Origin of the sequence: Deinococcus sp. LM3, assembly GCF_002017875.1 — a bacterium.
Lineage (GTDB): Bacteria > Deinococcota > Deinococci > Deinococcales > Deinococcaceae > Deinococcus.
The window spans coordinates 130,195-144,629 of record NZ_MUFV01000005.1; the positions used below are offsets into that span (position 1 = coordinate 130,195).

16 protein-coding genes are annotated in these 14,435 nt (G+C 66.5%); 9 read left to right on the forward strand and 7 right to left on the reverse strand.

The window, feature by feature from the left end; translation table 11 throughout:
• Positions 1 to 107 precede the first annotated feature (107 nt).
• The 3 genes from BXU09_RS18845 to BXU09_RS18855 all read left to right on the forward strand — a co-directional run bounded on the left by BXU09_RS18845 (position 108) and on the right by BXU09_RS18855 (position 3,543).
• A complete protein-coding gene (locus BXU09_RS18845; protein ID WP_240501513.1) occupies positions 108 to 1,172 on the forward strand; it encodes a DUF1963 domain-containing protein in 1,065 nt (354 codons plus the stop codon).
• Between the two features lie 266 nt (positions 1,173 to 1,438).
• Positions 1,439 to 1,768 carry a hypothetical protein gene (locus BXU09_RS20655; protein WP_144012412.1) on the forward strand — a complete coding sequence of 110 codons (330 nt, stop codon included), beginning with the start codon at positions 1,439 to 1,441 and terminating at the stop codon, positions 1,766 to 1,768.
• A gap of 923 nt (positions 1,769 to 2,691) precedes the next feature.
• Entirely contained in the window at positions 2,692 to 3,543 is an 852-nt protein-coding gene (locus BXU09_RS18855) for a tyrosine-type recombinase/integrase (RefSeq protein WP_078305863.1), read from the forward strand.
• Positions 3,544 to 3,596: 53 nt separating this feature from the next.
• Here BXU09_RS18855 and BXU09_RS20660 read toward each other — a convergent pair whose 3' ends face one another.
• A complete protein-coding gene (locus tag BXU09_RS20660) occupies positions 3,597 to 4,130 on the reverse strand; it encodes a hypothetical protein (RefSeq protein ID WP_144012413.1) in 534 nt (177 codons plus the stop codon).
• A 279-nt stretch (positions 4,131 to 4,409) separates the two neighbouring features.
• Between BXU09_RS20660 and BXU09_RS22145 the strand changes: the two genes are divergently transcribed.
• Positions 4,410 to 4,700 (forward strand): helix-turn-helix transcriptional regulator, encoded by a 291-nt coding sequence (locus BXU09_RS22145; RefSeq protein ID WP_078305864.1) that lies wholly within the window; start codon positions 4,410 to 4,412, stop codon positions 4,698 to 4,700.
• A 53-nt stretch (positions 4,701 to 4,753) separates the two neighbouring features.
• Here BXU09_RS22145 and BXU09_RS18865 read toward each other — a convergent pair whose 3' ends face one another.
• The 3 genes from BXU09_RS18865 to BXU09_RS20665 all read right to left on the reverse strand — a co-directional run bounded on the left by BXU09_RS18865 (position 4,754) and on the right by BXU09_RS20665 (position 8,580).
• Positions 4,754 to 5,461 carry a hypothetical protein gene (locus tag BXU09_RS18865; protein WP_078305865.1) on the reverse strand — a complete coding sequence of 236 codons (708 nt, stop codon included), beginning with the start codon at positions 5,459 to 5,461 and terminating at the stop codon, positions 4,754 to 4,756.
• 315 nt (positions 5,462 to 5,776) lie between these two features.
• The gene (locus tag BXU09_RS18870) at positions 5,777 to 7,924 is read right to left on the reverse strand and encodes a nuclease-related domain-containing protein (RefSeq protein ID WP_144012414.1); all 2,148 of its coding nucleotides are present in this window, start codon (positions 7,922 to 7,924) and stop codon (positions 5,777 to 5,779) included.
• A complete protein-coding gene (locus BXU09_RS20665; RefSeq protein WP_144012415.1) occupies positions 7,921 to 8,580 on the reverse strand; it encodes a hypothetical protein in 660 nt (219 codons plus the stop codon). The genes BXU09_RS18870 and BXU09_RS20665 overlap by 4 nt, the downstream gene beginning before the upstream one ends.
• Before the next feature lie 202 nt (positions 8,581 to 8,782).
• Here BXU09_RS20665 and BXU09_RS18880 point away from each other — a divergent pair, with 202 nt between their 5' ends.
• A complete protein-coding gene (locus BXU09_RS18880; RefSeq protein WP_078305868.1) occupies positions 8,783 to 9,532 on the forward strand; it encodes a hypothetical protein in 750 nt (249 codons plus the stop codon).
• A gap of 84 nt (positions 9,533 to 9,616) precedes the next feature.
• On the opposite strand, the gene BXU09_RS18885 is transcribed toward BXU09_RS18880, so the two are convergent.
• Positions 9,617 to 10,093 (reverse strand): hypothetical protein, encoded by a 477-nt coding sequence (locus BXU09_RS18885; protein ID WP_144012416.1) that lies wholly within the window; start codon positions 10,091 to 10,093, stop codon positions 9,617 to 9,619.
• Positions 10,090 to 10,257: a hypothetical protein gene (locus tag BXU09_RS21095; RefSeq protein WP_168174685.1), complete on the reverse strand. Its 168-nt coding sequence runs from the start codon at positions 10,255 to 10,257 to the stop codon at positions 10,090 to 10,092. Before BXU09_RS21095 ends, BXU09_RS18885 begins: the two co-directional genes overlap by 4 nt.
• Before the next feature lie 77 nt (positions 10,258 to 10,334).
• Here BXU09_RS21095 and BXU09_RS18890 point away from each other — a divergent pair, with 77 nt between their 5' ends.
• The 4 genes from BXU09_RS18890 to BXU09_RS18905 all read left to right on the forward strand — a co-directional run bounded on the left by BXU09_RS18890 (position 10,335) and on the right by BXU09_RS18905 (position 13,672).
• The gene (locus tag BXU09_RS18890) at positions 10,335 to 11,366 is read left to right on the forward strand and encodes a hypothetical protein (protein WP_144012417.1); all 1,032 of its coding nucleotides are present in this window, start codon (positions 10,335 to 10,337) and stop codon (positions 11,364 to 11,366) included.
• Positions 11,367 to 11,688: 322 nt separating this feature from the next.
• Positions 11,689 to 11,982, forward strand: coding sequence for a DUF3006 domain-containing protein (locus BXU09_RS18895; protein ID WP_078305871.1), 294 nt, complete (start codon positions 11,689 to 11,691; stop codon positions 11,980 to 11,982).
• Positions 11,979 to 12,986 (forward strand): excalibur calcium-binding domain-containing protein, encoded by a 1,008-nt coding sequence (locus BXU09_RS18900; protein WP_078305872.1) that lies wholly within the window; start codon positions 11,979 to 11,981, stop codon positions 12,984 to 12,986. The genes BXU09_RS18895 and BXU09_RS18900 overlap by 4 nt, the downstream gene beginning before the upstream one ends.
• Entirely contained in the window at positions 12,977 to 13,672 is a 696-nt protein-coding gene (locus tag BXU09_RS18905) for a hypothetical protein (RefSeq protein ID WP_144012418.1), read from the forward strand. The genes BXU09_RS18900 and BXU09_RS18905 overlap by 10 nt, the downstream gene beginning before the upstream one ends.
• A gap of 37 nt (positions 13,673 to 13,709) precedes the next feature.
• On the opposite strand, the gene BXU09_RS18910 is transcribed toward BXU09_RS18905, so the two are convergent.
• The gene (locus BXU09_RS18910; protein ID WP_078305784.1) at positions 13,710 to 14,408 is read right to left on the reverse strand and encodes a hypothetical protein; all 699 of its coding nucleotides are present in this window, start codon (positions 14,406 to 14,408) and stop codon (positions 13,710 to 13,712) included.
• Positions 14,409 to 14,435 lie beyond the last annotated feature (27 nt).

A 14,435-nucleotide genomic window follows, 5' to 3' on the forward strand; every position in this document is an offset into this window, starting at 1 on the left:
TGCCTGCTGTTCCAGCCTCAGCTCACCATCGTCACGGTCTGCACCAGCGCCGGCTGTCGCCCAACTCTGCCTCCAGGCCTTACTTCCATCCCGCACAATGGATGGTGATGCAGACGTACCTGGAGTACAGCGAGGAGGGCGGAAGCGCCCACAAGTTCTACGAGGCGCGGGTAGACGACTGCACCCTGACCCTCCGGTACGGGCGCATCGGCACAGACGGCCAGACCCAGGTGAAGACGTTCGCCTCCCCACAGGCGGCCGCCGCAGAAGCCATGAAGAAACTCGCTGAGAAGCGCAGGAAGGGGTACGTGGAGGCCACACCGGGCGAGCGGGAGAAGCGGAACGTTCCGCAGCCTGCTCTGCGGCTTCCCAGGGCCCTGTCACCCTACCGGGGCGTGCTGGAGGCGACTGTGCGCCCCTCCGTGCGACTGAGCGGGGTCCGGGCTCCGGCCCGGCCCTGGTCCAGCAAACTCGGCGGTGTGCCGTACCGACTGCTCGGCACCGACGCGCCACTCTCGCGGGATGGGCACCCGCTCACCTTCCTGGCCCAGCTGAACTTGGCTGAGTTTCCGGCGCTGCCCGGCTTCCCGGCCCAGGGAATCGTGCAGTTCTTCATCCGCGACGACGACTATTACGGCGCGAATTTCGAGGGCAGCCTCGACGCGACCTCCCTTGGGGACGCTGCCAACTTCCGGGTGCTGTATCACCCGGAAGTGGTGCAGGATACCGCCCGCCTGGAACTCGCGGCGCCTGCCTACCAGCCGGACCCGGACGGGAACGGCCTGCCTCATGACCCTGCCCAGGAGTTCGTGCTGCGCGGGGAGCTGATGTCCGGGCCAGTGACCGGTGACGACCGGCTTTTTGAGCACCTCGTGGGGCAGTCGTTGTGGCAACTCGGTGGGGAGATGGAGGAGGACGGTGAAGCGGACCCGTTGACGGACCGCTACGCCCGGCTCGCTGGGGCGGGGCATAAGCTCGGGGGCTACCCCAACTTCACCCAGCAGGATCCGCGTCGGCCAGAGGATCCCCATGTGCTGCTGTTCCAGCTTGACAGCGATGACGACCTGGACATGATGTGGGGGGACGTGGGCATCGCGAACTTCTTCATTCCCCCGGATGACCTGGCGCGGGGAGACTTCAGTCGTGTCGCATACCACTGGGACTGCTGCTGAAAGCCAGGCGGACCGCTTCGAGCGCGGTCATGCTCATCACAGCGTTACAGCTATGGAGCAATCACATGGACAGAGGTTCGGACATCTCGGCCATTCTGGGGTCTGCATGCCAACAGTAGGGTGAGGCGTTCGTATCGGACAACTCGGGTTTAATCGCGTTTGACACGCAAAAAGACCGTTTTGCATCCCTCAATGACGTTTGAGAGAACGTCGTATCCATCGTGTCGTCTCCTGACGCCACCAGCCGGTGCGTGAGAGCAGAAGCCGTGCTCAGCGCGGTTGCTGTTGCAGACGGAATCGCTGCTCAAATCAAGATTTCTGGCGAACTGGACGACAAAAAGATGAAGTTTCCAGGGTTGAACCCGATCCGTCTGCAGGTCGAGCATGTCATTCGAAAGATCTTTCCTGAAGGACGTCTACCGTCATCGGAGGTGGCTCCTTACGCGTCAATCTCATTGAGGCGGTGTGCAACCGCACTGTTGCCAGCGTGGAGTGACTTTCGCAGATTTAATGAGAAAAAACATCATCAAGTGGAGCCGAAATATGCGTCTGTGACGCGCTTTATGGGCTTTGCTCCCCAAGTATGTCGTGCGTAAACGGCTGGAATCCCCCGAGTATGTCGTGCCAGGGTCCGTGCTGGTGCACGCCAGGGAGAATTCATGATTTTCGTCGGTTGTGACGAGCAAAATCATGTGGCCAATACCCGAACCCCCCGAGTATGTCGTGCGGAGTCTCACGGGCGGAATAACGGATGCTCTGGTTGGCTTTCAAGAATCGCAGTACCTTCAGGGCATGGCGAGGCGACCCGTACACGCGACCCGCACGGCTCCGGAGCATGCTGATCTGACGGAACTGCCGTTCGAGCAGGCGTGCATTGAGATCGGGGCGCGCCACCGTCTGAAGGAGCCATACGCGTTTCAGCTGGCGCCGGGTGGGGCGGTGCATCTGGTGCGGCTGTCGGACGGTGAGGCGCTGTGTGGACGGGGACCGAAGGTGTATGCGGGAGGGATGCGGGTGACGGGGCCACTGTCATGCCGGGCGTGTGTGAAGGTGGTGGCGCGGCGGTTGCGGAGCAGTCTGGGTCGTCGGGCGGCGAGGTTAACGCCGACCCGCTGATGGGGGAGGGGTCTGAGCGGATGTATTGGAGAGACAAGTTGGTTGGGCAGTCGGGCCGGGACCCGATCGTCCGGCTCGCCGTCCGTCTGAATGACACCCTGTAAGTGTGGGGTGATCGGCACGAGTGCTCGAGGCGGCCGGTCAGTTGAACTCTCGTCCTGTGAAGCCGAAGCCGATAGGGTACTGGGCGCAAGTAGGAATCGAGATCCAGTTCGAGCAGCAGAGGGACTTCCATAAGAAGGTCTACTGGTGTACGCAAAACCAGTATATAAGAGACCAATCACTCGCCACTCCCACCCACTTCGCATTCCCGCCCCTCTCCGCTTTTCCCCAAGCTCAGGCACAGGCAGAAGCAGGAAGGAACTGATTCCTCTGGGAGCTAACCTTTTATATACTGGAAAGTGTGAGTGCAGCGACTGCCGATCTCCACCACCTGCTCCGTCAGGGAGACCTGCACGGCGCTCTGGACGCCCTCACCCCCCTCCTGCCGGGCCCGCCCGGCAGCGCCACCCACCTCAACGTCCTCAGCGGCATCCGCGTGTATTGCCGCTGGATCGAGGAAACCCGAGGCAGCCTCCTCCACGCCACCCACACCCAGGCCGAGGCGTACAGCGCCTGGCTGGCCGAGCACTACGCTCCCGCCACCCACAAAAACCGCCTCACCCAGGTCCGCACCCTCTACGACCTCCTCCAGGCAGAGAGCCTCACGAAGGACAATCCCTTCCGGGACATCAAAGGCCCCCTGAACCGCCCGCACGACCACCGACCCATCTACAGCCCCAGTGACATCGACCGGCTCCTGCAGGAAGCCAATCTCGAAGAACGCGCATTGGTGCTTCTGGGCGCGCACGGCGGCCTCACCGGCCCTGAAGTCCAGAACCTCACCTTCGAGTCCATCGACTTCGCCCAGGGGCAGCTCAAGCTCACTGGACGCACCGTCCAGGCCACCGAGGCCCTCATGGGCGCCCTGGAACGCTGGGGCCACCAACAGGGCCACACCGCCCTGTTCAGCGCCACGGGCCCCCTCTTCGACCTCCCCACCACCTTCCACCTGCGAAGGCGCCTGCACTTCCTCTGCAGGCGCGCCGGCGTCACCTACCGCGCCTGGCACGCCCTTCGCCACGCCGCCGGATTACAGCTCCTCCAGCAGGGCCTCACCCCCAAGAACCGCCAGACCGTCCAGGACCACCTCGGTCTCCACTCCGAAGAATCATTACGGCCGCTCGTCAAACTGAAAAAGGCCACTCGGTCCTGACCAGCTTCGTCGCAGGGGATTGACCTTTGCGCACATTAAGCACATACGGGGGCCTATTTCAAAATTTTATTTGGGATCTCATAATCCCCTTCGTCTCTAGCATAGCTATACGTTCTGATTACGGGTTCACAATCTTTCCATCCAATACTCAAAAGTATACTGCGATTGTCAAACATTGCCATCTTGTGTCCATTAACCAGAACATCCAGATCTTTCTGAACGCTTAATCCTTCCTCTTCCGTATTCACAAACCAACTACCGAACCAATCCACTTCTCCACCATAAATATGATGAACTGCTTCACCTAGGCCTAGGGCAAACCTTGGATCTATCTCAAGTTCAGCACTCCGTCCATCTTCATACCAGTAAGGCATCCCAACCGAACTCGCCATCACTATTTTCAAGCAGTCACCCTCGTGGTAGCCGAAGAGCAGACCGCTCAATTTACCTGACAATGACGCTGCTTGCCTCAATAAAAATACGCCTACATTACGGCTAATTTCTACGGAATTTGTTACGCCATCATTATAGCTGGAATGATTCTTGAATCTCGAAGAACTCCATCCGTATCTCTCAGCTATCCTCATCACTCCTCCACTCAAGAGAACCCCCTTTAAGCTGTCGTAGTCGATACTTTTTTATATGAAGCTTTAAGGCTAGACGTTCTCAACAGGCCGCTTGTTACAGGGATTCCCATCTCCGGAGCTCCATATAGGAACCCTGCTCACGAGTAGGACCGGTCGGTCTGACGAGGCACGACCGGCAGTTCGTTGGAGCTTGGGCGCTCCTGAGCGGCAGATCACTTTACCACAGCTTGATGCATATATGCCGTGGAATGTCAGCCAGGACCCTGGAAGCGTGGAGCAATGCCTTCCGACGGCGAACGTGCCCCTGGTCCTCCCCTACAGCGGACCCCTCTCTCAACAGCTTTCGGGTCACACATTCGGCAGATCCGCCTGGAGCTGGGATACTCACAGGAGGAACTGGCCGCCAGAGCGCAACTCGACCGCACCTTCGTTGGACGTGTCGAAAGAGGCGAGTTTCGAATCAGTCTCGAAAACGCTGCTGCGTTAGCCAGAGCCTGCGATGTCAGCCTCTGGAAAATTCTCCAACGCGCAGAAGAGACAGGAGAGCTTCCCACCAAAGACCCCTCGTAGAGTCATTGACGGGACAATGACTCTACGGGCGCCGCGCCCCACCGGCAGCCCACTCAGGGCAGGCGGCGCTCGAGGCTGTCCAGCACAGCGTTCACGGCCCCCTGCCACACCGTGGACGCCATGAACGGCCGGAAGCCCAGCGCCGAGTTGATCTTCAGCATCGGGCCGTTGCTGTCCGCGTTCTGCGTTCGGATCTCGGTGGCGTGCGGATTCAGCCGCTGCATCTCGCAGATGTTCGCTGCCTTCAACCATCCGCCCAGCCCGTGCCCCCGGTGTTCCGGCCGCACCCCGGTATTCCCCTGCGCCACAATGCCCGGCTGCGCTGGCCGCCACGACAGGTCCGTCAGGCCCGCCAGCGTTCCGTCCGGCGCGCGAATGACCGCCGTCAGGGTCTGGCGACCCCCAGCGCGCGCCAGACGCTCCATGGAGCGCACCTCCTCGGGGGTGGTGCGCTGGTCCTCCACATCCAGCCCGTCACGGGGCGCGCTGTTCATCACGTTCAGCAGCTGCGCATACGCGTCCAGATCCGCGTCCGGCACACCGTCCGCCCAGACCTCCAGCGTGTACCCGTCGTCCGGTCGGGTCGTCCACGCTTCCAGCAACCCGTCGGGGATGTCCGCGAGCAGCAGGCGGTTGACATGATTGCTCAGACCCGGCTGGAACCCATACCGGCGCGCGAACACCTCGCCGGCCGGAACGCGGTCCGTCGTCTGCGCGATCAGCAGCGTCCGCCCCGAAGCAGGCCACGAGCGCAACTCCACGAAAGCGCAACCCCAGGCCAGGAAAGACCCGGCGGGAACCGGCCGACAGCTGACGTGAGCAGCCCGCCCTCGGCTACGCCCAACCAGGGTCGCGGCCGGAAGTGGAAACACCGACCCCGCGTGGAATGGGTCATGCTGCCTTGAACGGCGACCCGAGCCTCAGCAGATCAGTCACTGTGCAGGTACGCTCCGTCAACCCCCGTCATGCTTGGTCTTCGGTCCACCCACCGGTCATTGAAACGTTGGGCGTCCTAACGACGAGGAGCCGCCGAGCCCGATGTCATCGACCTCTGCAAGCACCTGCGGCGTCCTGGGTCAGTTCACTGGAGTCCCGGGCAGGTTTTCGAAGTCGCTGGTGGGCACGTCGGAGTCTGTGACAGGTACGCCCGGCAGATCGGCGGGGTCCGACGTCACGGGTGCGGCCTCGACCGGCGTGGCGGTGACTGCTGCAGGGGTCACTGGCGTAACAGTGACCGGCGCTTCCGGCTGGGCAGGAGCCGGAGTGGGAGTCGTTGCGGCCGGACGGGCCGGGGCCGCCGCAGGACGCGGGGTCACCGGCGCTGCGCGGGGCGGGCTGGGCTGGGCGGCCGCTGTCGCCGGACGCGCCGGGGCCATGGCGGCGGGTACAGGTGTGGAGGGAGTGGCCGGAATCTGCGCTGGTGCGGAAGCGGCTGGAGTGGCAGGAGGCGCGGCGGGGGTGGGCGCCTCCACGGGGGCCGGCGTGGACGTGGGGGCCGCCTCCGGCGTCACGGCTGGGGCCGTGGTCGTGGGGGCCGGCTGGGCTGGCGGTTCCAGCGGAGCCGTCTCGGTGGGTGGTGTGGGGTCCGTGCTCACGGCCGCCCCGTTCGCGTCGGGTGCAGGCGTGACCGCCGGGGTGGTGACGGCCGGCGTGACGGACTCTCCTGACGCGGCGACCGGGGCGGGCCGCAGGAGGGTGCCCGCGACCAGGCCAGCGCCGACCAGTGCGGCGGCCCCCGCCACCCACAGCCAGGGCCGCGTCCGGGGCGGCGTGGCCGGGGTGCCGACCTCTGCGGGCGCGGGAGTGGTGCCTGCCGCGGCGGGGGGCGTGACGGGCGCCGGGTGGGGCGCCGCTCTCACCTCATGCCGGACGACCGGAACCGCTTCTGCCGGGAAGGGCGCGTCAACGTCCGGCAGTGGGGTGAGCAGGCGGGGCGTGACGCGGGTGACCCTCACCGGGAGCGTCCCATCACGCGGGGCGGGCAGGGAGTGGCGGGCGGTGGCCACGCGGGTGAGCGTGCCGATCCCGAGGTTCACGGCCTGCTGCTGCTCGTGGTTGTTCGCGGCCGCGATGGTCCGCAGGGCGTCCATGACCTCGTTCCGCTGCGCCTGCAGGACGTTCAGTTCGCTCGCGCGGGCCACCAGGACCGGCAGGGGCAGCGGGCCGGCCGCCGGGCCCTGCGCGGCCCGCACCTCCTGCTCGCGGGCCGTCAACTGCGCCAGCGCCGACCGCAGCTGCGCCTGCAGGTCGTCGATGACCAGGCCCATCTGCAACTGGGTGTCGTTCCACGCCGCCTGGTTCTGCCGGATGTGCCGCTCCCACTGGGCCTGCAGGTCCCGTTCCACCTGCTCCCGGATGTCGGCTTCCGTCGCCTGACCGTACCGTTCCGACAGGACGACGTCCTCCACGTTCTGGAACGGCTGCCGCGCCGTGAGCAGGACCGGTTCGGGCGACAGGTACCGGTCGGGCGTCACGACGCCGACCTGCACGTCGCTGTTCATGGGAACGGCGAACTCGTAGTACCCGCCGGGGTTCGTGGTGACCTGCAGGCGCTCACCGCCCGTTTCCACCCACACGGTCAGGTCCACCAGCGGCGCGCGTTCCAGGGCGTTCACGACGCGGCCCTGCACGAACGCGAGGTTCATGGGTTGCAGGCCGAGCCGTTCAGGCAGGTCCGCGAATGGCGCTCCGTCCCAGCCACCACCGTGGTTCCTGAATGCCGAACGCAGCGCCTGGGTGAACGCGGTGGATGTGTTCCCCAGTGCGAGAAGCACGTGATCGCTGCGGACGATGGCGGAACCGGCGTCCGCGTTCGGCAGGAACACGGACGGCGTGACCCGCACGCGCGTGCCGTACTCGCGGTCCAGCCACGCCTGGAAGTCGGCGGCGGTGTGTTCCGCCTGCTGGTACGGATTTTCCGACTCGCCCCGCTTGGTGTTGCTGATGATCTTCCCGGACCGACGCAGCCGCCAGGGGCCGTCCACCGTACCGTCGATCAGGCCGCCGTGCCGTTTCACTTCGATCAGGTCGACGCCGCCGGCACTCACGAGCGCGCAGTCGATCTGCCGCCGGTTGGGGCCGGGACTCGTGAATTCCAGCAGCGCGAACGCCCCGGGGCAACGCGCCAGAAAACGTTCCACGTGCTGCAGGGCCTGTTCGGGAATGTCCTGCTTGAGGTGGCCCTGTCCGACGAAGATCCGTGAACGGATCTCCGCGCCGCTCACCGCTCCACCCGACTGGTCACGAAGCTGGGCTTCCCGTCGAAGGAGCTCCAGGTGCCGTACAGCGTCACGGCGCCGCTGCGCAGCAGGTCGAGCGTGCCTGTGGACCACGTGCCGGCGTACACGACGCCCTGGTAGGTCTTCCCGTTCACGCTGAACGTGTACGTGACATGCACCTTCTGCGCGGCGCTCGTGAACTTCCGGACACTGGCGGGATTCACGGTGACCTGATCGATACGGACGACCTTCGCGGTGGCGGCGCCGCCCGCCTGCGGGGCCAGCGGGGACGCCGAAGCTTTCTTGACGCTCAGGGACGGCCGGTTCGCGAAGGTCCCCCACACGCCCACGACGCTGGCCGTGCCGGCCTCCAGGACGCGGCGGTCCGCGGCCGTCCAGTCCCCGGCGTACATGATGGCGTCGAAGGTGCCCTCGGGCGTCCCGACCGAGAACTTGAGGTGGGTGCGCCCGGCGGCGCTGGTGTACGTCTGCACGCCGCTCACGCGGACGCCGTTGATGAGGACCAGTTTCGCGGCTTCACCGGCCCGCAGCGACAGCGTCAGACCGAGTGCCTGGGGAGAGGTGGGCTGGCCGGGGAGGGCCGCCGCGAAACCGAGAAGGAGAAGGCCGGTACAGAACCACTGACGCAATGAGTTCTTCATGAAAATCTCGCGGACTATAGGGCACGTTCCGCGCCCCCGATGCGCAAAACCAGCAAACGCCTCCCAGCCCCCCCAGAGGGGGCCTGACTGGACAGCACCACCTGAATCCCCAGGACACGGTGCGGAGCAATTTCGGGGAGACGCGGCGTGAGGCCGGGCATATCTGCGTGGCGGACGAGCCGGGATTGCATAGCATCAGGCCATGAAGCTGAACGCCTGCGTCATGACGATGCTGCTGGCCGGGGCCGGTCTGGCCTCCGCCCAGTCCCGTGTCCTGTACGATCCCCGCCTGCCCACGCCCGAGCCGCGCATCAGCGAAACGGAACGCGGAAGGGTCAAATACCTCGCGGACCAGGCCGCGCAACGTGGCCTGTGGGCCAATCTCGACAATGTGCCGGGAGGAACACGGGACCTGCTGGAATGCGGATCCAGAGGCTTCAGGATCATGGGCGTCGCTCCGGGAGCCTTCACGGTCAAAGGCGCCCAGCAGACCGCCTACCTGTACGACTACTGCAATGTCAGTCACGCACAGAACCTCCAGGGTCTCGTGGTCCTGAACAACCTGGAAGTCGCTGCCCATTACACGTTCACCGGCCACTACTACGCGCTCTACGCAGTGAAGGACATCAACCGGAACGGGTTCACTGAATTGGGTCTGGAAGGGTACTACGGCAACACGGGAACGGGGGAGGGCTGGCTGACCGTCGCGGAGCTTCAGCCTGTCCGGCGCAACCTGATGAGGCTGGATGTCTACAGCGATGACTGCCTGGGTGTTCAGACGGGCTGGAAGAGCCAGGTGATCCGCGTGATCCCCGGCACGACACCCCGGTACACCACGCAGTCCATCGCGGGCCAGTGCAGCAGTGAGCGCGTGGCGACGAGCGTGGGCGGCGTCCGGTCCATCAGCGTGCAGGCGACCCCGACCGGCTGGACGCCCGCACCACTCAAATGAAGTCCGGCGTACTGCCCGGACACTGACGGCCCAGCCTGCCCATCAGGTCGACTGGTCTTCGTCCCACCCTGTGCACGCCCAGGCTCAACGGGAACCTGACAGTGAGGCCGCGATGATCAGCGGGGTCAGCGCCGCGCGGCACTCCCGCAGGGCCCGCACCAGTTCCCCGTCCGAGTGGCCCAGGGTGGGCTGCTGCTGGAGCCGCAGCGCCTCCAATTCCCATGCCGACAGTTCCGACAGCCGATCCATCAGTCGGCCCACCGCCTGCCACTCGTCCCGCCAGCGTGGCCAGCCGTCCGTGCCGGAATCGATCTGGCACAGGCCGACGTAGAGTGCTCCTTCCGTCAGCGCCTGCCTGTGAACGCTGGCACCCGGGGCGAGGGCTTTCAGCACTCCCGGTCGGGGCATCAGGGTGAGGGTGGGAGGAGGGCCGCCCACGCGGGGCTGCGCGTCCGCACGTCCGTCGGCGGGCGTCCGGAGTCGCAGCTGCAGTTGACGGTCCGCGGCCGCCCACCTCAGGGCGTGCAGGAAGGTCGGGGTGATCAGGAGCGACGAACTCACCCGGCGGACCACCTGAACCGCACCGGCGCCTGGGGCAGCGCCTGCCCGAGTTGCCCGAAGTCCAGATTGGTGTGCCCGTCGCCGGCCGCCATGGCGATCCGGGCCAGACCCGCCAGCAGGTGCGCGCCGGTCAGCGAACCGGCCTGCGCCTGAAGTCGCTGCACGTCCCGCAGCGCCCCGGAACGGGACGGGTTCGTGAGGCGCCGCTCCCAGGGGCGCGGGGCGTATGGTGGCGGGCACGATGGATGAATGGAAGGAACAGGGACTGCTGCGGCTGATCGCGGCCGGTCAGCCAGGCATGCTCGAACGGATCCGGAGACGGACGGATCTCACGCCGGCCCTCCTCGAGGCGCTGCGCTCGTTTGATCCGGTCGACTCGCTGGATAATCACTGGCAGTACCCGTCCGTGCCGAACTGGGACGACGGTGCGGACCTCCCCAAACGTCAGCAGGCGTGCTTCGAGCAGGTTGTCAGTGAGCTGGCGGAGCAGCGACGTGAGGGGCGACCGGAGGGATCGTTCAGGCCAGTGCTGAGCACGGAGATCGTGGACTTTGCGGGCCTCGTTCTTCTGGCCGAGCGGGGTTCTTCTGATGACATCCAGTGGCTGCTGAATCAGCGGCTGGTGTGTCCGTCGCAGGAATTCCCGCGTGGCTGGCCGTTGCCGTGGACACTGGAACCGGTGGGGCTGGAGTCATTACGCGGCCGCCTGAAGCGGGTGCCGGTCGAGTACCGGCAGGTGGCCCTGTTCGATCTGCTGGCGCAGGCACTGGAAGCCAACCCGGCGCTGGACGAGATTCCCGCCGCCGAGTTGTGGCAGTTGACGCACTGGTGGGCCGCGCTGCCGGGTGTGACCGAGCGGCAGTGGGCAGCCCTGATGGTCCGTCCGACCCTGCGGGAGGCCGCGGCGCAGGTGCGGGAGGTGAAGATCAACGGGGAGTTGCATCACCGCCTGTACCGGTGGGCGACCAGTCGGGACGACCGGACGCTCATGCGGAGTCTGCTGCGGGGGCGGGAGGCGCTGAGTGACGAGGCGTACCTGGACCTCGCGGGGCGGGTGTCGGTGGAGGACCGGGCGGCGGCCATCCTGGCGGGCGGGATGACGCCCCGTGTGATCGACGAGCTGCTGGAGGACCCGGAATTGACGCGCGAGCTGCTGGATCCGAGGGGGGAAGGGGCTGTGCTGAACATCCCGGTCGTGCATGGGTTCTCGGAGCGGTTCGCGGACCGGATCCAGGAACGGTTCGGGTTGATGTTGGACCGGGCCATCATCTGATGCGGGTGGATGGCCCGATCGTTGCCTGGCGGTGCCGTCCTCTCGCGCAGGTTGTTGTTCAGGCTGCCTCGCCGATTTACTTTTGCCACCTTCACGGAGGAATCCGGGTGCCTGCTCGAGAGCCAGAAGGACGTTCGCGGGAGGTCGACCGAGCGCAGCAGAGCGGCTCCAGAGGTGCCTTTTTCTGATGCCGTCATGCGAAGAACGGCTCTCTCCTGCTGACGCGTCAATCTCGCGCCGGAGGACACAGGGACCTCCTCAGCGTGCTGTCCACAGGGTCATCGTGGTGTGCGCCCTCTCCCGGCGTGCGCTAGCGTGCGGCATGCCCACCGACAACACTCCTGACGACCTGATGCCGCACCCGTCGTTCGTCACCGTGGACGGCCTCGAAGGCCACCTCGCCCGCGTGGAACTCCCGGACGGCATCACCGAGGACTGGCCCCTGGCCAGTCTTCCCCCCGGCGTCAAGGAAGGCGACGTGATCCGCCTGACCGTCCACGGCGGCGACCTCGAAGCGGAGATCGACCACGCCCAGACCCGCGAGCGCCTCACGGCCGCGCAAGCGGGCACGGACGCCCTGAATGCCGGGGCCCCGACCGGCGACGTGGAGCTGTGAAGCGCGCGCTGTGCCTGCTGGCCCTCAGCCTGGGACTGGCGCACGCGCAGCGCGCGCCCGCCGGGGTCCTCACCATCCGCTTCCTGGACGTCGGGCAGGGCGACGCCATCCTCATCACCAGCCCCGAGGGCAAGAGCGTCCTGTACGACGGGGGCCGCAGTGAGAGCCGCATGCGGGAACTCATCCGCCAGTACGACGTGCCCTCCCTAGACCTGATCGCCGCCAGTCACGGGGACGCCGACCACATCACCGGGCTGATCCCGGCCGCCGCGCTGTTCAAACCGCGCTTCTTCCTGAACAACGGCGTGGCGGCCACCACGCAGACCTGGGCGAAACTCACCAACATCCTGAAGCTCGCGGGCACCCAGGGTCTCCCCGCCCGGAACCAGGTCCTGAACCTGGGCAGCGTGCGGCTCACGGTGCTGCCCCCTCCGGCTGGCATGCCAGCCGGTGACCAGAACCTCAACAGCGTCGGCCTGATCGTGCAGTACGGGTCGTTCCGTGCGCTGCTGACCGGGGACAGTGAAACCGAGCAGACCCGCGCGTGGTTGCGGACCCTGCCTGCCGGAACACTGGGGCCGGTGGACGTGTACAAGAGCATCCACCACGGCGCGGCGAACGGGGACAGCGCCGCGTGGCTGGCGGCCGTGCAGCCCCGGAACGTGGTGGTAAGCGTGGGCCCCAACAACTACGGGCACCCGACGGGCACGGCCCTGAATCTGTACCGCAAGGTCGGGGCCAACGTGTTCCGCACGGACCAGCAGGGCACGGTCACGGTGACCGTGCAACCGGGCGGTGCGTACCGCATCACCACCGAGAAAGGAGCGGCCACGCCCGCTCCAGCCAGACCAACTCCTGCCCCCGTCGTCCCGGCCGCACCAGCGACCGTCACCTACTCGAACTGCGCGGCCGTCCGGGCCGCCGGGAAGTCACCGCTGCTGCGCGGTCAACCCGGGTACAGCAGCAAGCTCGACCGGGACGGGGACGGCCGCGCGTGCGAGTGAACCTCCTCGCGCTGACGCTGCTGACTGCGGCGTCCACGGCACTGGCCGCCCCGCTGCCCCGACTCCCAGCGAGTGCCGCTACGCCCGACGCCCTGATCCCAAACGGCTGGAAGGTCCAGCAACGCCTCCGGGCCGACTTCAACGCGGACGGCCTGACGGACACGCTCCTCGTCGCGCAGAGCACCGACCCCCGCAACGTCCACCCGCCCCGGGAAGACGGGTACGCCTGGAACGGGAACCCCCGACTGCTCGTCGGCGCGTTCGCCCGCCGCGACGGGCGGGTGCAGCTGGCCTTCCAGAGTGCCGTGATCACCCGCCGCACCTCTCCCACCATGGAGGACCCGTTCGGCTCCCTGGAGCTGTTCGGTCGGGGCTTCCGGCTGAGGCTGCAGGAGTTCTATTCGATGGGTTCCTGGACGGCCGGTTCGGTGACGTTCAACGTCCGCTGGCAGGACGGCTGCTTCCGAGTGATCGGGTATGACCGGTCCATGGTGCACCGCGCGACCCTGGACAGCGAGACGGTCAGCGTCAACTTCCTGACGGGCCGGATGCAGGTCGTCCTGGACAACGCCGGCGCCGAGCCGAATACCAACCGTGTGGAGCGCTGGTCGGCGTACCCCGGGCAGCGGCGGGTGTGTGTGCAGGACGTGACGAGCGGCCTGGAGTTCCGGCGCGACCTCCCCTGAAGTCCGGGTCACCCGGCGCGATGAACCGCTGGACTGCTCATGCCCAGGGAGGGGATGAATCCCCTCCCACTTCCCCTGCCCCTGTGATCTCGACCCACCAACCTGGTTCCGGCCGGTCCCACTGCTCGAGCTGCACCCGGTAGGCCTGCACATCCATCCCCGGAGCTGGCGGTCCGAGCGTCACGTCCTGCGTGGGTCCCAGCGGCGCCCAGTCACCCTCTTCCCACCGCCACACCGTACCCGGCCACCGCACGCGGTAATGACCCGGCCAGTCCGGTCGTTCCTTAAGTGCCTCCGGCTGCAGGCGCCACAGTCCCAGGCGCCAGGGGTACCGGGCGGAGTAATCGTCCATGAGCCGCTGACGCTCCTGGCGTTCGAGGCGCTCGCGTTCCCGCCGGGCCGCTTTCTGCCGCCGGTACGCGGCCGGGTCGGCGGGCGCGAGGGTCCCGCGGTCACGGGGCAACCCCCGCCTCCTGCGAACGCCGCGCGGCAGACGAACGGCAGGCGGCTCGTCCGGTTTGAGGCGCCCGCGTTCCCGCCAGACCATCCAGATGATCCGGATCAGCACGGACCCCAGCGCGGTCACCAGGATCCAGAGCTCTCCCTGGAGGAGTCCGGCGCGGTGGAGGCCGATGATCGCGGCGAAACATCCTGCAACGATCAGCAGTAACGCGGCCGGGGGCCTGACGGGCACCTTCTTCCCGGCAGGCAGGTCGGTGGTGGCGCGGGGGCCCATGCCCTGACTGTAGAGCTCAGTCTGCCT

What these genes read in the sequence shown, in the direction of transcription:
- BXU09_RS18845 (WP_240501513.1), top strand. Translation starts at nt 108, where the DNA reads ATGCAGACGTACCTGGAGTACAGCGAGGAGGGCGGAAGCGCCCACAAG.
- BXU09_RS20660 (WP_144012413.1), bottom strand. Translation starts at nt 4,130, where the DNA reads ATGAGGATAGCTGAGAGATACGGATGGAGTTCTTCGAGATTCAAGAAT.
- BXU09_RS22145 (WP_078305864.1), top strand. Translation starts at nt 4,410, where the DNA reads ATGCCTTCCGACGGCGAACGTGCCCCTGGTCCTCCCCTACAGCGGACC.
- BXU09_RS20665 (WP_144012415.1), bottom strand. Translation starts at nt 8,580, where the DNA reads ATGAAGAACTCATTGCGTCAGTGGTTCTGTACCGGCCTTCTCCTTCTC.
- BXU09_RS18880 (WP_078305868.1), top strand. Translation starts at nt 8,783, where the DNA reads ATGAAGCTGAACGCCTGCGTCATGACGATGCTGCTGGCCGGGGCCGGT.
- BXU09_RS18890 (WP_144012417.1), top strand. Translation starts at nt 10,335, where the DNA reads ATGGATGAATGGAAGGAACAGGGACTGCTGCGGCTGATCGCGGCCGGT.
- BXU09_RS18895 (WP_078305871.1), top strand. Translation starts at nt 11,689, where the DNA reads ATGCCCACCGACAACACTCCTGACGACCTGATGCCGCACCCGTCGTTC.
- BXU09_RS18910 (WP_078305784.1), bottom strand. Translation starts at nt 14,408, where the DNA reads ATGGGCCCCCGCGCCACCACCGACCTGCCTGCCGGGAAGAAGGTGCCC.